Origin of the sequence: Kocuria dechangensis (assembly GCF_014636775.1) — a bacterium.
In the GTDB taxonomy this organism is placed as follows: Bacteria; Actinomycetota; Actinomycetes; order Actinomycetales; family Micrococcaceae; genus Kocuria; species Kocuria dechangensis.
In genome coordinates, this window is sequence record NZ_BMEQ01000010.1 from 26,772 (window position 1) to 48,301 (window position 21,530).

Consider the following 21,530-nt stretch of genomic DNA (forward strand, 5'->3'; position numbering starts at 1 on the left):
TGCCGTCGTGGCGACCCCGTAGGGTGAGGCTCGCAGTCGTGAACAAATGCGGACCACAAGAGAGGTGTGCGTGAGCAAGGCGATACAGGCCGCGGAGCACAAGATTCTGGACGTGCTGTCGAAGAACTACGCGTTCAAGATCCCGGACTATCAGAGGCCGTACTCCTGGCAGCCTGAACAGGCCATGCAGCTGGTGCAGGATCTCCGGGACCACATGGGCCGGAGCGCGGAAGAGCCGTATTTCCTGGGCTCTATCGTGCTGATCAAGGACGACCACAATCCGGAAGCTCAGGTCATCGACGGTCAGCAACGCCTCACCACCTTGACGATCCTTCTGTCCGTGCTGCGGGACCTCACCACTGACCCGAAGCTGGAAGCCTCGCTCAACAAGTTGATCATGGACGAGGGGGATCTGCTCTCCGGTACGGATGGAGAGGCGCGTCTGACCGTCCGCGATCGGGACGCCGTCTTCTTCCGGAAGTGCATCCAAGAGCCAGGCGCCACAACTGATCTTCTGACGCGGAACGCGGCTTTTTTCGGGACCGACGCCCAGAAGGCGATGCGTGACAATGCCGCAGAAATTCATGCCGCTCTCGTGAAGATGAGCGACGGGGAGCGGACACGGCTCGCGGTGACCATCAGCCGACAGACCTTCCTCGTCGTCGTTCAGACCTCCGATCTGGAGAGCGCCTACCGGATCTTCACAGTGATGAACTCCCGTGGACTGGAGCTGTCCACCGCGGACCTGCTCAAGTCCAAGATCATCGGAAGCATGCACAGCGAAAAACGAGCGGAGTACGCCGATCGCTGGGAAAACGCGGAACAGGAAGTCGGCCGCAGCGCGTTCAACGATCTGTTCCTCTACCTGCGATGGATCTTCCAGAAGAAACGCCCCACAACCTCGCTCTTCAAGGAGTACGAAATTTCCGTACTCCCCGACTTCCTGCCCGGACGCGCGGCCTGCTTTGTGGACGAGTGGGTCGTGCCCTACGCGGATGCCCTGACGGAGATCACGAGCCACAGCTACAGTGCTTCCCATGGCGCCGAAGCGGTCAATGCCTGGGTCCGGCGCCTCTCGGAGATCGACAACGAGGACTGGCGCCCCGCCGCGCTTTGGGCCCTGAAGACTCATCACGAAGACCCGCAGTGGCTGGACGCGTTCCTGCGAAAACTCGAGCGCTTGGCTGCGTCCATGCTTCTGCAAAGGACCTATGCCACTCCCCGTCAACAGCGCTATGGCGACCTGCTCAAGCAGGTGGAGGAGCACGGGCCGGCGGCGCCGGCCTTCGACCTGGATGACCGCGAGAAGGCAGCCACGCGCGCCGCGCTCCGGGACGATATCTACACGGTGCCTCCTTGCCGCAGGTATGTACTCCAGCGGCTCGACGAAGTGCTGGCCAATCACCCGGGTGTGACGTATTCCCACGCCGTCGTCTCGATCGAGCACGTCCTACCGCAGAATCCGGCCGCGGACAGCGAGTGGGTCCGAATGTTCACCGAGGCCCAACGGCAGCACTGGGTGCACAAGCTGGCCAACCTTGTTCTCCTAAACAGGCGAAAGAATTCGCAGGCTGGCCGATATGACTTCGAGGACAAGAAAAACAGCTACTTTCGCAGTTCCGGTGGTGTTCCCACCTTCGCCCTGACGATACAGGTGCTTAGCCAAGCCTCCTGGACTCCCCAGGTGCTGGAAGACCGGCAGGAGAACCTGGTCGGTCTCCTCGAGAAGGAGTGGGATCTGCTTTAGATCTCATGCTCCGTGACCTCACCAATCTGTGCGGTCGGGGGCGCGGAGACACCTCTCGCTTTCCTCGGCGGCAATTTGGTGGGCCTCGTGCTGAGCCTGGTGCAGATGTAGAAGTGTGGCCGCGCCGTCCAAGAAGGTGCTCCGGTGGTCCCGCCCGTTACTCATCGATCTGCTGGGCCTCCGCCTCCCATGCGGTGTGGGCGTCCCGGGTCTCGGTGGGCTGCTGGGTCTCCCGCAGGGCCTTGAGCGCGGCGTTTCGCTGCCGGGCCAGGGCGTCCGCGGCGGCCTTCGCCGCGGCGTCCTCACGGGCCTGGGTGCGGGCCGCGGTAATGGTGCCCATGATCGTCTCGATGCCCTTAGCGCCGCCCTCGAGGTAGGCGGCGCGGATCTCCCGGTCCGGGTGGTACAGGTACTGGTCGTCGGTCTGGCCCCGGCCGGTGTCGAACTCCCCGTCCCCGAGGTCGGAGATCATGGCCGCCACCCGGTCCAGGCGGGCCTCGACCTCCCGCTGTAGGGGCGACGGGTCGGACGTGTTCCGGAGGCCCCACACCGCCCGGCCGTGCATCCGGAGCTGGGCCACGTTCCAGCTGGCCTTGGGGAGCACGGCCAGTCTTTCGCTGACTGCCGCGAGAAGCCGGGGCGCCTGCTGAGCAGGAGGGGAGCCGAGCTGCCACTCGAGCCAGGCGGCGCGCATGTCGCTCTCGCCCGCGTGCCGGGCCTTCTCCAGCGTGGCCACTCGTGCTCGTCTGGCCTGCTCGGCGGATGCTTCCGCGGCCCGCTTCTTACCGACCGTGCCGCGGATCGTGGCCCTGGCGACCAGGACGACCACCACGATCGCCGCGATGCCCAGTCCGGCGCCAAGGAAGAACTCCCAGTGCTCCACGACGAAGTTGATGACGAGGCCGACGACCCCCAGGAGGATCAGCCCCAGACACCCCACAGCAGTATCCTCGTTGCTGGCGTTCTTGGCGTTCGTCATGGTGGCGCTCCCGGATTCGAATCACTTAAGCAATTAATGTAGCCACGCCATCGGACGCGATGAGCTCGGTGATCGGATCGTTGCTCCACGGGGCTCAAGCGGCGGACGGCACGGGGCTCCGCAGTTCCCGCTCGAACGGCCTGTTCACCTCCGCCTCCGGCAGGATGCGGGCAATCTTGAGCTGCTCCTCACATGCCGGAGCCCCGGTGACCAGGGAACCGTGGAGAGCCACGATCATGAGCGTGCGGCTCGGGGCCTGGACGCAGTGCAGCAGCACCCGCTTGTCCTCGGATCGGAGCATGTCAACGGTCCTCAGAATGTCCACGCCGCCGCCACGGCCCAGCGCAACCGCTGCCATCGGCCCCGCACCGCTTGCGGCAATCAACCGCCGGCCTCACGCATCCCGGTCTGAGCCAGTGACGTCATGTCCTCCTTCAGTTGGCGATTCATATATGGCACGCCCCTGTGGTGGACGGGAACGGACAGCGACGACATTTTGGACCAGGAATTCAGATTGCGCGCAGAGTTCCCCCTCAGGTGTCACTGAGACCGCCTATGGTGGGAGGAATGATCCGGAAGGAAACAAGACGTGACTGCCGATAACACCGCGCCCGTGCCGGTGTGGACACTTGCTACTGAGGACGTCAGCGTCCCGAATGTATTAGGCGATGAGGGCATGACGCCCGGACGTCTCGCGGAACTGAGAACGGTTTTGGCAACACTTGCAGTTGCTCCGATCGCGACGCTGGAAGCGCATCCATTGTCGACCAAACGCGATCGGAAGGACGGTATTGCGCTTCACGCAGCCAGTCCGCTCGCGCAACAGTTGTCGCATCTCGTCGCTCAGACGGCGAGGTCAGCGCCGCAGACGCCGAATGTCGCCGCTACCGGTGACGTGCTCTACCGAATGGTGGTTCCGGCAAAAGTCGCCGCGCAGGTCGGCAAAGGACTTGTGAAGCCCATGGCTGCCAAGGCACATCCAGGAGCCGTTTACGGCGACCTGGTCGACTCCGCCGGCATCGTAGCGAAGGCCACTCTTGTTCCCGTCGCCGGTAAGGCAACCGTTGCAGGAGCGGCGACCGGTTCTGCCGCAACCGCTGGTGTGGCTGTCGCGAGCGCCGGGGCCTTGACCGTGGCCGCGCCCCTTGTGCTCATGGCGGTCGCGGTCAGTGTCAGCGCTCATGCCGAGCAGCAGCGCCAGGAGTCGATCGAGCGGATCACCGATCTGCTGGAGCAGCTGCACGAGGACAAGCTCGAGAACGAGCGCAGCGAGCTCGACGGTTGCCGTGATGCCATTGACAAGGCCACCTCGATCCTCCTCGATCAGGGCCGCATCGGCCTGTCCTTGGGCCTTGACTCCGCCGTGCACGCGATAGGCAAGTCAATTGAGCGGACTCGTAGACGCCTTGCCAAGTGGCAGGAGGCGCTGGGTGGGCTTCCGGATGGACCGGTCGAAGTCGGAGCCCTCGCGAAAGCATTTCCCGGCATCACCGAGGAAGGCGGCACCTTCCGTGCACACCTTGAACTTGCGAAGCTTGCGATCGCCCTGAAACGCCGGGTGCTGGTTCTTCAAGCCGTTGAGCATGCACAGCTGGAGGGCGCGAGCCACCCATTCAAGACATTCGTACGCACGCTGCAGGACGACGAGCGTCGCGTCGACGAACTGGAATCCGGAATTGCCTCCATTCTTCTTCGGCTGTCGACTCTCGAGCTGAAGCGTCGCGGCGGCTTCCGCAGCATCATGTTCACGCAAGGAGAGGTGGACAACCTTCTGGAGGCTGTGTATCGACTTCGAGCCCTCGGCGATGACCTCAACGCAGGAATCCCCCAAGCTGACGTTGCGATCGAAATCGAACGAAACAGCGACGGATCGCTCACAGTATTTCCCGGTGTCGCTGCCTGACCCTCCCCGAACGGGCCGACGCAGAGGCGCTATGGCTTCTCTGTGATACCTCTGGAGCGGAACTATCGTCATTTCCGCGCGGAATCTTCGCGTTCCTCCGGTCCGTCGTGAAAGGTCCGCATGCCCTCCGCCCCTGGCGCCGCGCCCCGCCGTCGTCCTGTGCTTCCCGCCCGTGCGGCCTTCTGGGTGCAGGCGTCGGTGCTGGTGGTGGTCATGGCCGCCTCCAGTGCGCCCAGCCCGCTGTATCCGCTGTACCAGGACCTATGGGGCTTCCCTCCGGTCGTGCTGACCGTCATCTTCGCCGCCTACGTGGTGGCCCTGCTCACCGCGCTGCTCACGGTCGGGGCGCTGTCCGACCACCTCGGGCGCCGCCCGGTGCTGCTGGTGGCCCTGGTCCTGGAGATCGCCGCGATGCTGGTGTTCGTGCTGGCCGACAGCGAGGCGACTCTGGTGGCGGCACGTCTGGTCCAGGGTGTGGCGACCGGCACCGCCACCGGCGCTCTCGGTGCCTACGTCATCGAGCTCGAGCCGGAGGGCCGCCGGGGTCTGGGGACCGTGATCACCGGTGCGGGGCCGGTCCTGGGCCTGGCCGGCGGTGCCGTGGCCTCGAGCCTCATCGTCGCCACCGCCCCGGAGATGATCGACCTCATCTTCCTCGTGCTGCTGGGGCTGCTGGTGCTGCAGACCGTGGGCACGGCGCTCGGCCCCGAGACCGTGGAGCGTGCTCCCGGGGCGCTGGCCTCGTTGCGCCCGCGCGTCCACTTCCCGCCGCACGTGCGACGCTCGGCGGTGTGGGTGCTGCCCGCCGCGGCCGCGTGCTGGGCCCTGGGCGGGTTGATCATCGCCCTGGGCCCCAACCTCGTCCGACTGCTGACCGGGGCGGACTCCGTGGTCCTCACCGGCGTCGTGGTCGCGGCGCTGACGGGCACCGGCGGGATCACGATCCTCCTTCTCGGCTCGACAGCGCCCGAGCGGGTGCTCGCCGTGGGCATGAGCCTCCTGGTGGTGGGCATGGCCGCCACCATCGCGGCGCTCGCCGCCGGCTCCGTCGCGCTGTACTTCGCCGCCACGGTGGTGGCCGGCATCGGCTTCGGCGCCGGCTTCCTCGGGGTGCTGCGCCTTCTCCTGCCGCAGGCGGCGCCCCACGAGCGGGCCGGGCTCCTCTCGGCGATCTACGTGGTCAGCTACCTGTCCCACAGCATCCCCGCCGTCGTGGCCGGTGCCGTCGCGGGCAGGATCGGCCTGGTGCCCACGGCGGCCGGATACGCCGGCATGGTCCTGGTGCTGGCCCTGTTCGTGCTCCTCGGGTTGATCCGGAACCGGCCGGCGGCCCGCGAGCGGCGCATCGCCCGTCCCTGAGCGGAGAGCCGGGCGCGGGCAACCTGAACCAACCGCCGACGGCGCCGGGGGACGGGGTGACGAGATCGGGTGCAAAGGACGGCTTCTTCCACGTCCGTGAAGATCCGCCGAAGTTCTTTCATCTTCGGGGGTTCAACACGCTCCGCCCTGCGCCATAGTGATCTGCATCACACACGGAGCGTGAACAACCTGAGGACACCACGATCAGGGCGGCCGCTCTTCCATGGGGAGTCCTGTCATCACGGCTCCGGGCGGTAGCACCCAGACCGCCGGGATCCGGTGAGCACGACGAGGACCCCGAAGATCCTTCTGCACCCGGCCCGCTCCGCGGAGCGGTCCCACCACGATCAAGGAAGAGATGATCCCATGAACCACCAGACCGTTCGCCTCTCTGCGCACGAAGTGACACCTGTCGGGCTGTGGAGCCTGCGCGCCGGAGCGCCCACCGTGGCCGTCGTGGTCCCGCTGAACGTCCCCGGCCGCACCGCCGAGAGCCGGAACCTGACGCGTCGCCTCACCAGGACAGCTCTGCAGACTCTGGTGAATGCCGGAGCCCGTCCGACCCTGATCGACTCCAGCGCCCCGGAGCGTCCCGATCCCGCCCTGGCCGAAGGCGCCGACGGAATGCTGGTGCTGGGCGGCGGAGTCGCCGCCTCCTCCGTCCACGGGGGCGAAGACACCGTGCCCGGTGAGCACAGCACGGACCTGTGTGCTGACCTCTACACCCTTGATCTCCTCCGCCGGGCCCTCGACCGTGACGCCGCTGTTCTGGCGGTCGGCAGGGGATCCCACCTGCTCAACCTCGCGTGCATGGGCGCTCGCGTCCCCGGCTTCGACACCGCCCCACGGCGTCGCGGCGAACCAGGACTGCCGGTGCGCCCCGAGGAAGAGGTCTCTCTGGAACCGGGCAGCCGGCTGGCCACCCTCTTCGGCGCCGGGCGGCTCAGGGTCCGGTCCCACGACCATCACGCTCTCGACCTCGGGGGCCCCGAGCTGCGGGCCGCTGCGGTGACCGACGACGGCGTCGTCAAGGCGGCGGAGCACCGCGACCGCACGTGGGTCGTCGGTGTGCAGTGGCACCCGGAGGACGCCCAATGGTCCGGGCCGGATCGGCGCAGACTCTTCTCGGCCTTCCTGGACCAGGTCCGCTCCGCACGTCGGTGCGCCTCGGGGGAGACGCTGGCCGCCGCATGAGGACACGGTGCGCTGTCCGTGCCGCGGGAGACCCTCTCGCGGCACGGACAGGACGCACCTGGCCTGCTCCGGGGCCTCAGCTCAGCGGTTCCGGGACGCCGAGGCGCTCAGGCGGTCCAGGTTCCAGGGCAGGTGGGCCCACCGCAGCGTGGGCTGCTGGTCGGGATGGACCTCGGTGACGGTCACGGACAGCTGCTCGCCCCTGACCCAGCCGTGGGTCGGGCGGTAGGAGGGCATCGGCAGGTTCCCGGGATCCTCGACCTTCAGCGTGGAGCGGAAGAACCGGCGGGTCAGGGCGCGGACGAAGCCCGCGCGGTGGAAGGCGACCAGCTTGTCGAACCGGGCGGCCCAGGAGGAGAGAATGCCGGCTGCCGTGGAGTGCAGGTGCTCGCGCTGCTGGCTCAGCTCGGCGACCTCCTCCTGGAGCTGGCTCAGGCGCTGGAGGGTCGCGGCGCGGTGCGCCGTGTGCCGGTGGAGGGCCTCCTCCTGCGCGCGGGCTCTTTCCTGCTCCGCGGCGGTCATCGGCGCGCGGGGAACGGGCGGCTCCGCGGAGGTCTGCGGCGGAAGGCCGGCGGTGAGCAGGCGGATCTGCGCCTCGGCCGGGGCGATCCTGCGGTCCAGGCCCTCCACCGCCTTGATCAGGGCGGTGTGGATCTGGGCTTCCACCTGGGCCGTCTCCGCGGCCATGGCGCGGGTGGCCGGGTGGTGGCCCTCGGCGTCGGGCACGGTCGTGGCCGCGCTGCGCCGGCCGGCGCGCAGGGCGGCTCGGCGCTCCCGGAACCCCACCCGGGAGGCCATGGGCGGGGCACCGGCCAGCAGGTGCTCGGAGCGCAGCAGAGAACGGCTCATCGCGCGTTCCTTTCGTTCTTGACGTAGTAGGCCCACGACAGGTGGCACCGGGAGCAGGTCCTGCCCAGCCGGCAGTCGGTGCACCGGCGGTCCCGCCAGTGCCCTCCGCAGCCGGAGCACTCCTGGAGCTCGCCCGGGCACGCGGGGCAGGAGTCGGGGGCGGCTTGGGGCTCACCGGAACCACGCCGGAGGACCCAGCTCCCGAGCAGGGCGAGGATCACGAGGAGGAGGAACGCCGCGACGAGCCAGCCGGTGAGGTCGTCGGACATCAGACATCCCTCGCGCCGCGCGCGCCGGCGGTCTGCGCGAGGGGGTGCTCGTCGAGATAGACCAGGTACTCGTTCATCTTGGCCTCAGCGGCCACCTCGTACCGGGCCATGTACGTTGCGGCGGCCTCGTGGAGGTGCGCCGTCACGGTGGGATCGGCCAGGGCCTGCTCCAGCCCCTGGAGGTAGCACAGGAAGCCGTCACGGACCATCTGCGGCAGGGACTGCAGGTGCGCGCGCGTGCGCTGGTCGATCGCCCTCTCGCTGAGCTTCACGTTCTCCCGGTCGGCCGCGGCGCGGGTCTCCTCGGTCCTGAGGGCGATGACCTTCTCCTGAAGCTGCTTCCGCTGGATCCGCAGGCCCTTGAGGTGGCCGAGCAGCTGGTTCCGCCGGTGCTCGAGCTCGACGTCGTCGTCGGCGGTGCTGTCCTGGGGCCCGGGGGCGGGCGCCTCGGTCTCCACCGGCCGGGACGTCGACTCGTCCACGCCCGCGGCGGCGTGTTTCCTGGTTCGCCTGGCCACGAGGTCGGTCTCCAGGAGGGCGATGGCCGCGGTCAGCGCCAGGGGCAGCGCCGTCCACAGCGAGAAGAGCAGGACGTCGCCGAACCAGGGGATGAAGACGGCCTCCAAGGACGAATCGGCGGCGTCCTCCACCAGCTCCAGCACATCGGGCCGGGAGGTGAGGTACCTCAGCCAGCCCAGCGCCAGGATCGTCACCACGTAGAGGGTCACGGCGATCGCGCTGAGGACCTTCCGGGCGCCCGAGGCGGCGGAGCTCATGAGCGGCGGGATGGCCAGCCACGCGACCGCCACCGCGAGCGCGGAGACGGACAGGGCCAGCAGCTGTCCCGTCCGCGGGTCGTCGCCCAGCCGCTGGGTGATCCCGAAGATGAGCCCCACCTCGCCGGCCACGAGCGGGATCCACAGCAGCACGTGGGCCCACGGCCGGCGCCAGAACCAGGAGCCCAGCCGGCGCAGCGCGTGGAGGACCGGCCGGACCGCGTGGAGCGCCGGCCGGGAGGCCTTCCGCGACTTCTTCGCCGCCTTCTTGTCCACCGGCTCGGGGGAGGAGAGCATCTCGGTGAGCGGTTCGTAGAGGGGGTCGCGGGGGTCCTCGAGGAGGGCCCGGGTCTCGTCGATCCGCGACTCGACCTCGGCCAGATCCTCCTCCGCCTGACGGCACCGGCCCTGGACCTGGGCGAGGTCCGTCTCGGCCTGGGCGGCGATGTCCCGGGCCGCGTGCAGGTCGTCGTGCCGCTGGTCGATCGCCTTGCTCAGCGCGAAGCCCAGCCAGCTGGAGCACCGGTGCTCGAAGGTCGTGGGCGCCTGCGAGGTGAAGGAGTACTTGTCGTAGATCCCGCGCGCCGCGTCCGCGAGGCCGTCCTGGAAGCAGGCGTCGGTGAACTGCGCGTGATCGGGCCGGCCGGGGATGTCGGGGCCCGGGACGGCGGGGGAGGCCGGGAAGGAGGTGCGGAACTGTTCAGGGGGAGCTGTGCTCATCGTGGGATCCTTTCCCGATTCCGGGCCGCCGAGTCATGGGGTTGCTGTCGTGGTCGCGCGACGTCGTCGGGACCTGGTGAGCGGGAGCTGCCCACGAACCGGCGGCAGCGGGGCCCGTCGCCGGCGGGCGGCGCCGGGGCCGGGACCTGTCTCAGTCCTGGACGGCCACAGGGGCGGGCTTGGTGGAGGTGATCAGCACCCGGCGGTTCTTGGCCTGGGCCGCTTCGAGTCCTTCGCCGCCCTCGGTCTCCGGCGTGCGGCCGGGGCAGGCGGGCCCCAGCCCCTGGACGTGCACGGTCGTGCTCAGCCCGGCGCCCTCCAGGGACCGGGCGATCGTGCGAGCTCGTTCCTCGGACAGCTGCTGCATCCACTCCGCGGCGACGCCCTCGGGATTGGCCGTGCACCCGGTCACCCACAGGGCCTCGGCCGAGGAGGTCTCCAGGGTGGAGACGAGCTCGGTGAGCGTCCGAGCGGCGGCGTCCGGCGCGGCGTACTCCGCGGTGTCGGGCTGGAAGGAGATCTGCGACTCCGGGATGGTCACCGCCACGGGCTTGGCCACGACGTCGCTGAACGTCACCGGGGTCACCGCCGGCAGCTCGCCGGTCGGGGCGGTGGCCTGCACCGCGTCGTCGTGGAAGACGACGGTCCCCTCTCCGGCCTCGACGATGGCCGTCCACAGCTCCTCGAGCTTGGTCTTGGCCCACACCGGCGGGGTGCCCTGCGGGTCCATCACCTGGCCCAGGCCCCACCAGTGCACCTCCACACCGTTCAGGTGCGGGATGTTGCCCGTGGTCCGCAGCTGCCCCACGATCTCGGCGACGTCGGTCTCCGGGCCGAGCAGGCCGTTCTGCATGGCCAGCGGGCCTGCGGTGGAGACCCCGCTGTCGAAGACGTAGAGGGCCTTGTTCTCCGCGTCCGCGGTGGGCCGTCCGCCGATGTCGAGCGCCCTCAGGACGTCGGACTCGCCGGCGGTGGACTGGAGGGCCGCCAGGTTCTCGCTGAGCTCCTCCAGCCGCTTCTCCGGGGACTCCTTCTGCTGGGTGGGGTTGTCGGTGTCCAGCTCGTACGTCTCGGTCTGCGCGGTCCGGGGGTCCCCGTCGGCGGGGACGACGGACACGGTCATGTCGCGGTCGAAGCGGCCCTTCAGCTCCTCCCGCAGCGAGGAGATGACGATCTCGGGCTCACGCCCGGACTCGTCCACGATCGACGGCATCCCCTGCCGGTCCCCGGCGATCACGACCATCTGGCCGGGCGGAGGCGCCGTCTCGGCCCCGCTGCTGCTGCTGCACCCCGTGACCAGTGCTGCTGTCATCAGCACTGCCGAGGCGGCTGTGAGCCGCCTGTTCCCCATGTTGCTACCCCTCGTTCTCGCTTTACTGAATCGTAAATTGCACTTGCAACTAGATGCCATTCAATGAGGAGTTTGCATCTCGGGGACCGTCACAAACCGATATCCGCGTCCGGCGTCAAGGGGTCAGCCGGTCAGCGGACGCTCGGGCGGCCCGGCTCCAGGACGCGGCGAGCCCGCCGCACCGCCCGCGTAGAGCACATCCACAGTGGTGGGCTCCTCATCGACACTGCTCATCTACAAAGTGCAGATGAGCAGTGTCGATGAGGACATGGACGACCGCGGTCCACCAGAGTCGGCTGACGCACAGGGTGCCCTCTTCTGATCTCAGCGGCCGGACGCGCCGACCGGCCCCGAGTTTCGGGCCCGCCGCACCGCCCGCTCGGTCGCCAGGACGAGCGCCACGGCCACCCCGGCCCCGATGGTGGTCTCCACGGCGCGGTCGAGGACCAGTCGGTGGGCGGGGACGGAGACGACGAAGCCGGTCATCATCAGGGCCACCGGGGTCATGAAGACCAGCGACAGGCTGTGGTGGCGCACGGCGTAGACCTCCCCGGCGAACTGCAGCAGGGCCAGCAGCAGCGCCAGCTGCAGCGGGGTCCAGTCCACGGTCAGGAGCGCCGCGGACAGCCCCACGCCGGCGTAGGTGCCCACGACGTTGTGCACGGCCCGGTTCAGCCGCCCCGCCAGACCTGCGGCGGCGAGCGGTGCGGTGGCGGCGAGCATCGCCCAGTTGTGGTGGCCCAGCCCCAGGGCGGTGGCCACGGCGCCGGCCAGGCTCACGGCGAGCGCGTAGCGGCCGGCGCGCAGAAGCATCGCGGACCACGGCAGCGGCCCGTACGGCGGCGGCGGATCCCAGCGCGGACCCGTCACCGTGCCGGCCAGACCCAGCGCCACCGCGGTGAGCACGCTGCCGACGACGGCCAGCGCCGCCTCCGACAGCGGACCGGCGAACGGGACGCCGGCGGTGGTGGTGAAGGCGAAGAGGAAGAAGAACGGGCCGGCCGGGCGCAGACCGAGCCGGTCCGAGAGGACGGAGAACGTTCCCGCCAGCACGGTCCCGGCCAGCACGACGGCCCAGGGCCCCGTCCCGGCGAGGGATGCCGTCGCGCCGGCGACGATGCTGACGCCCATCAGCACTCCCGCGGAGCCCAGGTGCCGGAACCGCAGCCGGTGCGACTCCGCCCGGCCGAACACCCCGGTCAGTGCCCCAAAGATCACGTAGACGGTCAGGTCCAGCCGGCCGAGGAGCAGCATCACCAGCAGGGGAAGGGCGATGCCCGCCCCCACCCGCAGGGCTGGCACCCGGTGGCCGCGTCCCGAGGGCAGCTCGAAGAAGCCTCGGACGTGCTGGTTCACGGTGGGGCGCTCTCCCTGGTCGGTGCTCCGGTCGTCCCGCGGAGGGGACGTTCCACTGTATCCAGCCACCGCTCCGCTCCGGAGGGGCTTCCTCACCGATCCCGATGGGACGGACCGGAGGCAGCACCCCACCGAGATGTCCGGATCTGTGGGGAGATGGTCCGTCGGGACAGTGTCGGTAGGGCGAGCGAGGCGGGAGGGTGGAGGTGGACCGGCGACGAGCCGGTCCACACCATGCACCGATCACGAGGAGACACTGTGCCTGAGACGATCGCCGGGATCACCGTCCCGGACTCCGCCCTGGTCCGCGACACCACCGCGCTGGTGCGGGAGGCCGCCGACGAGAGCCTGTTCAACCACTCCCGCCGGGTCTTCCTCTGGGGGATGCTCAAGTCCGCCGCACGGGGGCTCGAGGTGGATCCCGAGCTCGCCTACGTCGGGGCCATGTTCCACGACCTCGGCCTGACCTCGGCCCACCGCACGAAGGACCAGCGGTTCGAGATCGACGGCGCCGAGGCGGCGCAGGGCTTCCTGCGCGACCACGGCCGGTCGCCGGAGGAGGCGCGCAACGTCTGGCTGGCGATCGCCCTGCACACCACCCCGGAGATCCCCCACCACCTGGCGCCCGAGGTCGCCGTCGTCACCCTCGGGGTGGAGACCGACGTGCTGGGGCTGGACCTGGACCAGATCAGCGAGGAGGACCGCGCCGCGGTCGTCGCCGCGCACCCGCGCACGGACTTCAAGAACCAGATCCTCCGGGCGTTCTACCACGGCATGGCCGACCGCCCCGAGACCACCTTCGGCACCATGAACGACGACGTGCTCGCCCACTTCGACCCCGACTTCCACCGGGAGAACTTCGTGCGGATCATCCAGGACAACGCCTGGCCCGAGTGAACCGGGGGCGGTGCGGACGATAGCGTGAGGCCGTGATGACCAGCTCCCGGCGTGTGGTTTTCCTCGTGTTCGACGGCGTGAAGATGCTCGACGTCGCCGGCCCGGCCGAGGTGTTCGCCGAGGCCAACGGCCTCGGTGCTGACTACGCGCTGGCCTACGCCTCAGCGTCGGGGAACCCGGTGGCGAGCTCCATCGGGACACCCCTGCCCGTGGACTCGGCGGCCTCGGAACTGGCGGACGTGGACACGCTGGTCGTCGCCGGGGGCGACGGCCTCGTGGCCGCCCCGATCCCCCAGGACCTCGTCGAGGCGGTCCGGGGCCTCCGGGACCGACCGCGCCGGCTGGTCTCCATCTGCACCGGGTCCTTCGTCCTGGCCGCGGCCGGAGTGCTGTCCGGGCGGCGGGCGACCACCCACTGGCGCCACGCCGCGCTCCTGGCCCGCGCCCACCCCGACATCACGGTGGAGCCCGACGCCCTCTTCGTCGAGGACCGCGGAGTGTTCACCTCGGCGGGTGTCTCGGCCGGCATCGACCTGGCCCTGGCCCTGGTGGAGCACGACCACGGGCCGGACCTGGCCCGCGAGGTGGCCCGCAACCTGGTGATGTTCATGCAGCGCCCCGGCGGCCAGTCCCAGTTCTCCGCGCCCCTGGAGCTGCGTCCGCCGCGGACCCCCGCGCTGCGCGCCGCCGCCGACCTCGTCGCGGCGAATCCGGCGCTCGACCACGGCACCGACGCGCTGGCCGCCGCCGTCGGCGTCAGCCCCCGGCACCTCGCCCGCCTCTTCGCGGCCGAACTGGACGTCTCCCCGGCCCGGTTCGTCGAGCGCACCCGCCTGGACCACGCCAAGGGGCTGCTCGACGCCGGTCACAGCATCACCGCCACCGCCCGCGCCGCCGGCTTCGGCAGCACCGAGACCATGCGCCGGGCCTTCGTGGCCCGCTTCGGCCTCGCGCCGAGCCAGTACCGGGCGCGGTTCGCGACGACGACCCCGACCACCAGCACTGACCAGCAGCCCTGACCGGTCGGAACGGCGAGCGGCACCGGACAACGGTGCCCCAAGGCATCTCTCGCCCCGGGGCACCGCTACATCACCGGAAAAGCGTCAGAGCCCCCAGAGCCCCTCGATCCGCCGCGCCCGCTCCCTCCTGGCCTCCAGCGCCTCCTCCATCGACACTGCCCGGAACCGGGTGGATGTCCCCGGGGTGGCGCGGGCCAGCAGGTCCATGTCCGCGGAGATCACGGTGCCCACCATGGCGTAGCCGCCGCCGGAGACCGCGTCCCGGTGCAGCACGATCGGCTGGGTGCCGCCGGGGACCTGGATGGAGCCCACGGCGTAGCCGGCGTCGACGATGTTGGAGGGGTCCTGGCCGGCCCCGAAGGGCTGCTCCCGCTGGATCCACTCCACGCCGGGTCCCTCGTAGCGCAGGCCCATGCGGTCGGCCACGGGGGTGAGCTTCCACTCCTCCTCGACCAGCCGGCGCCGGCCCTCGTCGGTGAGCAGGTGGTCGTAGAGGCCCCACACGATCCGCAGCTCCTGGTCCCCGCCGAGCGCCGGCCGCAGGCTCTCGGGGATCTCGGCGACCGACGGCAGCTCCCCGACAGGAGAGCCCACGGGCACGACGTCGCCGGCCTCCAGCTTCCGCCCGTCCACCCCGCCGAGCCGCCCGATCGCGTAGGTGGAGCGGGAGCCGAGCACCTCCGGCACGTCGACGCCGCCGCGCACCGCCAGGTAGAACCGCGCGCCGCCGCGCAGCACGCCGAACTTCACGGCGTCGCCCTCGGCGAGCTCGATCCGCGTCCACGCGGACTGCTCGGTCCCGTTGAGCAGCACCGGGATATCGGCGCCGGTGACCGCGATCGTCGTCGGGGCGTCCACGGTGAACGAAGGCCCCATGTAGGTGCACTCCAGGACGGCCTCGGCCGCGGTGTTGCCGACCAGCTTGTTGGCCGCCTGCGCCGACTCCTGGTCCATGGCACCGCCCTGCGGGATGCCCACGTTGTAGTACCCGATCCGCCCCTGGTCCTGGACGGTCGTCAGCAGTCCGGGCTGCTCAATTGTCAGCGCCATCGAGGGCCTCCAGAAGGGTTCGGTTGTAGGACTCGGGATCGTCGATCGAGGCCTCGACGTCGAAGGTCACGGGGGCCTGCCGGTACCGCCAGGTGCCGGCCTCGACCTGCTCCTGGATGGCGCGGTACTCGGCCTCGTCCACGGGCCGGAACTTCACGAGGTCCCCGGGGCGGAAGAGGATGAGGAAGTCCTCGAAGTCCGGCAGCTCCTGGCCGGGGTCGTAGATGGGCGCGGCCGCGACCCCGAACATCTGGTACCCGCCGGCCCCGCGCACCGAGTAGATGCAGGCGAAGCACCCGCCGTGTCCCACGGTCAGCGGGGGAGTGTCCGTGCGGGGGCTGAGGTACTTGGGCACCTGCAGCTGCCGCTCGCGTGGGACGAGCTGGTAGAGGAACGGCAGCCCGGCCACGAAGCCCACCATGGACACCAGCCACGGGGACCCGTGGTGGCGGCGGACGAACTCGTCGGCGCCGTCCAGGCCGTTGACCTTCGCGGCGAAGTCGAGGTCGGACCCGCCGGGCTCCTGGTGGTAGCCCTCGCGGAACCGCTGGGAGACCTCGGCGGTGAACGGGTCCTGGTACCAGACCGGCACCTCGATGATCCGGGTCTCCACCGTGTGCTGGGTGGCGGTCCTCGCCTGCGCCTCGAGCTCCTGCGTGCGGCGCTTGAGGTCCTCGCCGGCGAGGACGTCCGGGTCGAAGCGCACCAGCAGGGACGCGTTGGCCGGGCAGACGTCGACGACGCCGTCCAGGTCCAGCTGCTCCAGCCCGTGGGCGACCGCCGTGGCCAGGTAGTTGGCCGTGAGGTTCATGGCCTCGTCGAACTCCACGAACAGGAACTCGTCACCGCCCCAGGTGTACCGGGCGGTGGGCAGGTACATGGTCTCGGTCGACTGCTCGGTCATTCGGGGCTCCCCGTGCTCAGCATCTCGGTCTCGATGTACGTGGTCCAGTGCCCGACCTTCTCGAACACGGGGTCAGTCACCAGCCGCGCCAGCAGCGGCACCGTGGTCTTGATGCCCTCGATGTGCGTGGCGGCCAGGCCCTCGCTCATCCGGCGGACGGCCTCCGCACGGTCGTGGCCGTGGACGACGAGCTTGGCCAGCAGCGAGTCGTAGAAGGGCGCGACGGTGTCCCCGCTGCGCACCCCGGTGTCCACGCGGTAGTCCTCGCCCTCGGGCCAGTCCAGCCGGGTGAGCGTGCCCGGGCTGGGCAGGAAGTTGCGGTCCGGGTCCTCGGCGTTGATCCGGCACTCGATGGAGTGCCCGTCGAAGCGGATGTCCTCCTGGCGCAGCTCCGTCCGCCCGGTGGAGGCGATCCGCAGCTGCTCGGCCACCAGGTCCACACCCGTGACGAACTCCGTGACGGGGTGCTCCACCTGCAGGCGGGTGTTCATCTCGATGAACGCGGCCTCGTGCCGGACGGGGTCGTAGAGGTACTCGACCGTGCCCACGCCCGTGTACCCGGCCAGCCGGGCCAGGTTCACCGCCGACTCCCGGATGCGCTCGCGGACGTGGTCGGGCAGGTCCGGTGCCGGCGCCTCCTCGACGATCTTCTGCGAGCGGCGCTGCAGGGAGCAGTCGCGGTCGCCCAGGTGCAGGAACGTCTCGCCGTCGCCGAGCACCTGCACCTCCACGTGCCGGGCGCGCTCCACGTACCGCTCGAGGTAGACGGTCGGGTCCCCGAAGCTCGCGGAGGCCTCCGCGCGGGCGACGTCGACGGTCTTCAGCAGGTCCTCCTCGGCCCGCACCAGACGGATGCCGCGCCCGCCGCCGCCGGCCGAGGCCTTGATCACCAGCGGGAACCCGACCTCCCGCGCCAGGGCGAGGACGGCGTCGTCGTCGCCCTCGAGGGGCCCGTTGGAGCCGGGGAGGACGGGCACGTCCGCGGCGATCGCGGCCTCCAGGGCGCGGGTCTTGTGGCCCATGAGGTCGATGACGTCGGGATCCGGTCCCACCCAGGTCATCCCCGACTCCTGGACGCGCCGGGCGAACGCCGCGTTCTCGGAGAGGAACCCGTAGCCGGGGTGGACGGCGTCGCAGCCGGTCTCCTTGCCGGCGATCACGATCGCCTCGGCGTTGAGGTAGGAGGCCTGGGCCGGGGCGGGGCCGACGACGGCGACCACGTCGGCGAGCTCGGCGGCCAGGGACTGCTGGTCGATCTCGCTGACGGCCAGGACGGTGCGGATGCCCATGTCCTGCGCGGAGCGGATGATGCGCACCGCGATCTCGCCCCGGTTGGCGACCAGGAGCGTGGAGATGGCCACGGCTCAGCCCTCGTCGACGACGGCGAGGACGTCCCCCGGGTTCACCATGGCGGCGTCCTCCACGGAGAAGCTCTCCAGGGTGCCGGCGACGTCCGAGTGGACTTCGGTGAACTGCTTCATGATCTCGACCATGCCGATGACCTGGCCGGTCTCGACCCGCTCGCCCTCCTGGACGTACGGGTCCTTGTCGGGGCCGGGCTTGCGGTAGAAGACGCCGGGGAGCGGGGACTGGATCTCGGCCATGGTGGGTCCTTTCGGTGGATTCTTCAGGTGTCCTGCGTCAGGTCCTGCGGGAAGTCCTGCGGGGCGCGGCGGCGCCGTGCGGCCGGGTCAGGCGGGCGCCGTCCGGAGCGCGTCGATCGCCTCGCGGACGGCCCGGGCCACCGCGGGCGCCCCGGGGGCGTCGGAGTGGACGCACACGGAGTCGAAGCGCATCGGCAGCTCGGTGCCGTCGTCGGCGTGGATGGAGCCCTCGGTCAGGGCCTGTCGCACGCGGTCCGCGGCCGCCTGCGGGTCGGTGGCGTGCGGGGTGCGCTGGATGATCAGCCCGCCCTCGGCGTTGTAGTCCAGGTCCACGTAGAGCTCGGCCACGAAGGGCACGCCGCGCTCGGCGCAGACGCTCTCGTGCGGGGTGCCGGCCATGCCGAGGACGGCGACGCCGTAGTCGGCGGCCACGGCCGCCACGGACTCCATGAGCGCGGCGTCCCGGGCGACCATGCCGTAGAGCGAGCCGTGGGGCTTGATGTGGTTCAGCTCGGCGCCGTGCCGGCGCAGGAAGCCGGTGAGGGCCCCGACCTGGTAGCGGACCAGGGACTCGACCTCCTCCGGGGTGAGGACCATGGCACGGCGGCCGAAGCCCCACTGGTCCGGCAGGGAGGGGTGGGCGCCGATCGCCACGCCGTGCTCCACCGCGGCGGCGACGGTGGCGGACATGATGTCCGGGTCCCCGGCGTGGAACCCGCAGGCGACGTTGGCGAGGTCCACGATCTGCAGCAGCTCGGGGTCGTTGCCGAAGCGGTGCAGGCCGATGCCCTCGCCCAGGTCGGAGTTGACGGTGGGGCGGGTCTGTTCTGTGGCCATGGTCACAGCGTAGGAGTGCGAGGGGGATCGGGGAATGGGGTGGCCGGTCATTGTCCGGTCTTCCCCGCGCCGTTCTTCCCGCACCGTCTTCCCTGCGCCCGCCGGGTCGGCCAGAGTGGGGGAACGGCAGGACGCACGCGGAACGGGAGCTGGGGATGACGGATTCACCGGAGATCATCGAGGTCGACCGCGACAGGCTGTGGTCCTCCCTGGAGCAGCTCGCGCGCATCGGGGCCTACGACGACGAGGACGCCGGCACGGTCGGAGTCCGCCGCCTCGCCCTCACCGACGAGGACCTCGCCGGGCGCCGCCTGGTGCTCGAGTGGTTCGAGGACGCCGGGCTGAGCGTGCGCTACGACCGGATGGGCAACGTCTACGCCCGCCGCCCCGGCCTCGACGACCGCCTGGCCCCGGTGCGGATCGGCTCCCACCTGGACACCGTGATCACCGGCGGCCGGTTCGACGGCGCGCTCGGCGTGCTGGGCGGCCTCGAGGTGGTGCGCGCGCTCAACGACGCCGGCGTCACCACCCAGCGTCCGCTCGAGATCGTGATCTTCACCGACGAGGAGGGCGTCCGGTTCGAGACGGTGACCCTCGGCTCCTCCGTGGCCGCCGGCCGGATCCCCCTGGAGCAGGCGCGCGCCCTCACGGACCGCGACGGCGTCACGGTGGGCGAGGAGCTCGACCGGCACGGTTTCACCGACGGCGACCCCGTCCCCGCCCCGGAGCCGTACGCCTACCTGGAGTGCCACATCGAGCAGGGCCCGGTCCTCGCGGCCGAGGAGCTCCAGGTCGGACTCGTGACGGGCATCTTCGCGATCACGTGGAAAGAAGTGGTCTTCACCGGCGTCGCCGCCCACGCCGGCACGACCCCCTACGAGCTGCGCCACAACGCCGGGCTGGCGGCCGCCCTGGTGACGGTCGCCCTCCACGAGATGGTGCGCTCGGGCCGGTACGGCGACATGCGCGCGACCGCGGGACGGGTGGAGCAGCAGCCGAACGCCACGAACGTGGTGCCCGGTTCGGCGCTGATGACCATCGACATGCGCTGCTCCGACGCCGGGCACATGGCGGCGGCGCAGGAGGCGCTCGACGACGCGATCCACCGGGCCGCCGAGGAGGCGAAGGTGGCCGTCTCCGTCCGGGTGACGGCGCGGACCCCGCCGGTGGAGTTCGACCCGGAGGTGCGCACGGCCCTGGCCAAGAGCGCCTCCAACCTCGGCCTGAGCTCCCGCGAGATGATCTCCGGGGCGGCCCACGACGCCGGCGAGATGGCGGCCGTGGGCCCGGCCGGGATGGTGTTCGTGCCAGGCCTGCACGACGGGATCAGCCACAACGCCCGGGAGTGGTCCACGCCCGAGGCCTGCGCGGACGGCGTCGCGGTGCTGCTGCGCGCCGCGTGCGAGCTCGCCGGGACGCCGACCACCGCCGGGTGAGCCCGGGCGACCGGGGCCGTGCGGGGTCGTGGCGGTGGCCCGCCCTCGCGATGTTCGCCGTGGGGTACGGGGCCAACCAGTTCGTCCCCCTGCTGGTGGCCTACCGGTCCACGCTGGGGCTCTCGGACGCCGAGGCGACTGCGGTCTTCGGGGTGTACGCCCTCGGGCTGATCCCGGGGCTGGTGGCCGGCGGGCGGGCCAGCGACGTGCACGGGCGCCGGCGGCTCATGATCGCCTTCGCCGCCCTGTCCCTGGTGGCCACCGCCGTGCTGATCACCGGGCAGTGGGGCGTGGCGGGGCTGTACGCCGGTCGTTTCCTCACCGGGGTGGTGTCCGGGACCGTCTTCAGCATCGGCACGGCCTGGATCAAGGAGCTCTCCACGGACGCCCCGGCGGCGGCCGGTGCCCGCCGGGCGGCCCTGGCGCTGACCGCCGGTTTCGGGGTCGGCCCGCTGGTCGCAGGGGTCCTCGCCCAGTGGGGACCGGCCCCGCTGCTGGTGCCCTACCTGGTGCACCTGGTGCTGGCCGCCGTCGCCCTCGTGCTGCTCCTCCGCGCGCCCGAGACCCGGCCCGCTCGGCCGCGGGGGACAGGCCGGGCCCGTCTGGTCCCGGCCTCGGCCACGACGGCCCGCTTCCGCGGGGTGGTGGTTCCCATGGCGCCGTGGGTCTTCGGCAGCGTCACGCTGGTGTTCACCACGCTGCCCGCCCACGCCGTCGGACCCGGTGGTGGCCTGGGCCTGGTGCTCCCCGGACTCCTGGCCGCGCTCGCCCTGGTGGCCGGGGCCGCCGTCCAGCCCTGGGGACGGAGGCTGCACGCCGGGCTGAACGGTTCCGGCGGGGCGGGCGCGGGGGCGGTGGGGCTGGCACTCGTCACCGCCGGATGCCTGGTGGCCGCCTTCGCCACCGCCCGGCCCGGTCCGCCGGCCGCGGCGGCCGCCGCGATCCTGCTCGGTCTCGGGTACGGGGTGTGCATGATCGTGGGCCTGACCGAGGTGGAGGAGCTGGCGGCGCCGGAGGAGCTCGGGTCCGTGGTGGCCGTGTACTACAGCCTCGCCTACGCCGGTCTGGCCGGGCCGTACCTGCTGGCCCTGGCCGCCCCCGTCCTGGGGTACCCCGCCGCGCTGGTGTGCCTGGCCGCCGTGGCAGCGCTGACCCTTGTCGCCGTCCTGCTCAACGGCCGGCGCCGGCCGGCCACGGGCCCGCAGGACCCGGGAGCACCACGATGACGCGGGTCAGGATCCCCGTACCGGCGGCGGCCGCGGGTGTCGTGGGGCGCCGCC

20 protein-coding genes are annotated in these 21,530 nt (G+C 70.8%); 8 read left to right on the forward strand and 12 right to left on the reverse strand.

Features of this window, described 5'->3' with window-relative positions:
* Window positions 1–70 precede the first annotated feature (70 nt).
* Window positions 71–1,747: a DUF262 domain-containing protein gene (locus IEW07_RS10560; RefSeq protein ID WP_229741759.1), complete on the forward strand. Its 1,677-nt coding sequence runs from the start codon at window positions 71–73 to the stop codon at window positions 1,745–1,747.
* Between the two features lie 157 nt (window positions 1,748–1,904).
* On the opposite strand, the gene IEW07_RS10565 is transcribed toward IEW07_RS10560, so the two are convergent.
* Window positions 1,905–2,726 (reverse strand): hypothetical protein, encoded by an 822-nt coding sequence (locus IEW07_RS10565; protein WP_188536988.1) that lies wholly within the window; start codon window positions 2,724–2,726, stop codon window positions 1,905–1,907.
* Window positions 2,727–2,820: 94 nt separating this feature from the next.
* Window positions 2,821–3,027 (reverse strand): hypothetical protein, encoded by a 207-nt coding sequence (locus IEW07_RS10570; RefSeq protein ID WP_188536990.1) that lies wholly within the window; start codon window positions 3,025–3,027, stop codon window positions 2,821–2,823.
* Between the two features lie 288 nt (window positions 3,028–3,315).
* Between IEW07_RS10570 and IEW07_RS10575 the strand changes: the two genes are divergently transcribed.
* From IEW07_RS10575 to IEW07_RS10585, 3 genes are all read left to right on the forward strand, one after another.
* Complete coding sequence (locus IEW07_RS10575) at window positions 3,316–4,629, forward strand: hypothetical protein (RefSeq protein WP_188536991.1); 1,314 nt, start codon at window positions 3,316–3,318, stop codon at window positions 4,627–4,629.
* A gap of 120 nt (window positions 4,630–4,749) precedes the next feature.
* The gene (locus tag IEW07_RS10580) at window positions 4,750–5,988 is read left to right on the forward strand and encodes an MFS transporter (RefSeq protein ID WP_188536993.1); all 1,239 of its coding nucleotides are present in this window, start codon (window positions 4,750–4,752) and stop codon (window positions 5,986–5,988) included.
* Window positions 5,989–6,354: 366 nt separating this feature from the next.
* The gene (locus tag IEW07_RS10585) at window positions 6,355–7,182 is read left to right on the forward strand and encodes a gamma-glutamyl-gamma-aminobutyrate hydrolase family protein (protein ID WP_229741760.1); all 828 of its coding nucleotides are present in this window, start codon (window positions 6,355–6,357) and stop codon (window positions 7,180–7,182) included.
* Between the two features lie 81 nt (window positions 7,183–7,263).
* On the opposite strand, the gene IEW07_RS10590 is transcribed toward IEW07_RS10585, so the two are convergent.
* The 5 genes from IEW07_RS10590 to IEW07_RS10610 all read right to left on the reverse strand — a co-directional run bounded on the left by IEW07_RS10590 (window position 7,264) and on the right by IEW07_RS10610 (window position 12,503).
* The gene (locus IEW07_RS10590; RefSeq protein ID WP_188536995.1) at window positions 7,264–8,031 is read right to left on the reverse strand and encodes a hypothetical protein; all 768 of its coding nucleotides are present in this window, start codon (window positions 8,029–8,031) and stop codon (window positions 7,264–7,266) included.
* Window positions 8,028–8,300 (reverse strand): hypothetical protein, encoded by a 273-nt coding sequence (locus IEW07_RS10595; protein WP_188536997.1) that lies wholly within the window; start codon window positions 8,298–8,300, stop codon window positions 8,028–8,030. The genes IEW07_RS10590 and IEW07_RS10595 overlap by 4 nt, the downstream gene beginning before the upstream one ends.
* Window positions 8,300–9,796, reverse strand: a complete 1,497-nt coding sequence (locus tag IEW07_RS10600) for a hypothetical protein (RefSeq protein ID WP_188536999.1) — start codon at window positions 9,794–9,796, stop codon at window positions 8,300–8,302. Before IEW07_RS10600 ends, IEW07_RS10595 begins: the two co-directional genes overlap by 1 nt.
* 151 nt (window positions 9,797–9,947) lie before the next feature.
* Window positions 9,948–11,108 (reverse strand): OmpA family protein, encoded by a 1,161-nt coding sequence (locus IEW07_RS10605; protein ID WP_188537002.1) that lies wholly within the window; start codon window positions 11,106–11,108, stop codon window positions 9,948–9,950.
* Window positions 11,109–11,471: 363 nt separating this feature from the next.
* Window positions 11,472–12,503: an FUSC family protein gene (locus IEW07_RS10610; RefSeq protein ID WP_188537003.1), complete on the reverse strand. Its 1,032-nt coding sequence runs from the start codon at window positions 12,501–12,503 to the stop codon at window positions 11,472–11,474.
* A gap of 258 nt (window positions 12,504–12,761) precedes the next feature.
* On the opposite strand from IEW07_RS10610, the gene IEW07_RS10615 reads away from it, so the two are divergent.
* Complete coding sequence (locus tag IEW07_RS10615) at window positions 12,762–13,400, forward strand: HD domain-containing protein (RefSeq protein WP_188537005.1); 639 nt, start codon at window positions 12,762–12,764, stop codon at window positions 13,398–13,400.
* 35 nt (window positions 13,401–13,435) lie between these two features.
* Entirely contained in the window at window positions 13,436–14,419 is a 984-nt protein-coding gene (locus tag IEW07_RS21435) for a GlxA family transcriptional regulator (RefSeq protein ID WP_188537162.1), read from the forward strand.
* An 84-nt stretch (window positions 14,420–14,503) separates the two neighbouring features.
* Here IEW07_RS21435 and IEW07_RS10625 read toward each other — a convergent pair whose 3' ends face one another.
* From IEW07_RS10625 to IEW07_RS10645, 5 genes are all read right to left on the reverse strand, one after another.
* Window positions 14,504–15,469 carry a 5-oxoprolinase subunit C family protein gene (locus IEW07_RS10625; protein ID WP_188537007.1) on the reverse strand — a complete coding sequence of 322 codons (966 nt, stop codon included), beginning with the start codon at window positions 15,467–15,469 and terminating at the stop codon, window positions 14,504–14,506.
* Window positions 15,453–16,373, reverse strand: a complete 921-nt coding sequence (locus tag IEW07_RS10630) for a 5-oxoprolinase subunit B family protein (RefSeq protein WP_229741761.1) — start codon at window positions 16,371–16,373, stop codon at window positions 15,453–15,455. Before IEW07_RS10630 ends, IEW07_RS10625 begins: the two co-directional genes overlap by 17 nt.
* Window positions 16,370–17,734: an acetyl-CoA carboxylase biotin carboxylase subunit gene (locus IEW07_RS10635; RefSeq protein WP_188537009.1), complete on the reverse strand. Its 1,365-nt coding sequence runs from the start codon at window positions 17,732–17,734 to the stop codon at window positions 16,370–16,372. The genes IEW07_RS10630 and IEW07_RS10635 overlap by 4 nt, the downstream gene beginning before the upstream one ends.
* 3 nt (window positions 17,735–17,737) lie before the next feature.
* Window positions 17,738–17,977 carry an acetyl-CoA carboxylase gene (locus IEW07_RS10640; protein ID WP_188537011.1) on the reverse strand — a complete coding sequence of 80 codons (240 nt, stop codon included), beginning with the start codon at window positions 17,975–17,977 and terminating at the stop codon, window positions 17,738–17,740.
* Window positions 17,978–18,064: 87 nt separating this feature from the next.
* Complete coding sequence (locus tag IEW07_RS10645; RefSeq protein WP_188537013.1) at window positions 18,065–18,814, reverse strand: 5-oxoprolinase subunit PxpA; 750 nt, start codon at window positions 18,812–18,814, stop codon at window positions 18,065–18,067.
* A 155-nt stretch (window positions 18,815–18,969) separates the two neighbouring features.
* Here IEW07_RS10645 and IEW07_RS10650 point away from each other — a divergent pair, with 155 nt between their 5' ends.
* Together IEW07_RS10650 and IEW07_RS10655 are read left to right on the forward strand one after the other, a co-directional pair.
* A complete protein-coding gene (locus IEW07_RS10650) occupies window positions 18,970–20,250 on the forward strand; it encodes a M20 family metallo-hydrolase (protein ID WP_188537021.1) in 1,281 nt (426 codons plus the stop codon).
* Window positions 20,247–21,476, forward strand: coding sequence for an MFS transporter (locus IEW07_RS10655; protein WP_188537023.1), 1,230 nt, complete (start codon window positions 20,247–20,249; stop codon window positions 21,474–21,476). Before IEW07_RS10650 ends, IEW07_RS10655 begins: the two co-directional genes overlap by 4 nt.
* Window positions 21,477–21,530 lie beyond the last annotated feature (54 nt).

Bases quoted from the DNA above. Each gene is read 5' to 3' on its own strand.
- IEW07_RS10565 (WP_188536988.1), bottom strand. From the start codon at position 2,726: ATGACGAACGCCAAGAACGCCAGCAACGAGGATACTGCTGTGGGGTGT.
- IEW07_RS10570 (WP_188536990.1), bottom strand. From the start codon at position 3,027: ATGCTCCGATCCGAGGACAAGCGGGTGCTGCTGCACTGCGTCCAGGCC.
- IEW07_RS10580 (WP_188536993.1), top strand. From the start codon at position 4,750: ATGCCCTCCGCCCCTGGCGCCGCGCCCCGCCGTCGTCCTGTGCTTCCC.
- IEW07_RS10585 (WP_229741760.1), top strand. From the start codon at position 6,355: ATGAACCACCAGACCGTTCGCCTCTCTGCGCACGAAGTGACACCTGTC.
- IEW07_RS10590 (WP_188536995.1), bottom strand. From the start codon at position 8,031: ATGAGCCGTTCTCTGCTGCGCTCCGAGCACCTGCTGGCCGGTGCCCCG.
- IEW07_RS10595 (WP_188536997.1), bottom strand. From the start codon at position 8,300: ATGTCCGACGACCTCACCGGCTGGCTCGTCGCGGCGTTCCTCCTCCTC.
- IEW07_RS10600 (WP_188536999.1), bottom strand. From the start codon at position 9,796: ATGAGCACAGCTCCCCCTGAACAGTTCCGCACCTCCTTCCCGGCCTCC.
- IEW07_RS10605 (WP_188537002.1), bottom strand. From the start codon at position 11,108: ATGACAGCAGCACTGGTCACGGGGTGCAGCAGCAGCAGCGGGGCCGAG.
- IEW07_RS21435 (WP_188537162.1), top strand. From the start codon at position 13,436: ATGACCAGCTCCCGGCGTGTGGTTTTCCTCGTGTTCGACGGCGTGAAG.
- IEW07_RS10625 (WP_188537007.1), bottom strand. From the start codon at position 15,469: ATGGCGCTGACAATTGAGCAGCCCGGACTGCTGACGACCGTCCAGGAC.
- IEW07_RS10630 (WP_229741761.1), bottom strand. From the start codon at position 16,373: ATGACCGAGCAGTCGACCGAGACCATGTACCTGCCCACCGCCCGGTAC.
- IEW07_RS10640 (WP_188537011.1), bottom strand. From the start codon at position 17,977: ATGGCCGAGATCCAGTCCCCGCTCCCCGGCGTCTTCTACCGCAAGCCC.
- IEW07_RS10645 (WP_188537013.1), bottom strand. From the start codon at position 18,814: ATGGCCACAGAACAGACCCGCCCCACCGTCAACTCCGACCTGGGCGAG.
- IEW07_RS10650 (WP_188537021.1), top strand. From the start codon at position 18,970: ATGACGGATTCACCGGAGATCATCGAGGTCGACCGCGACAGGCTGTGG.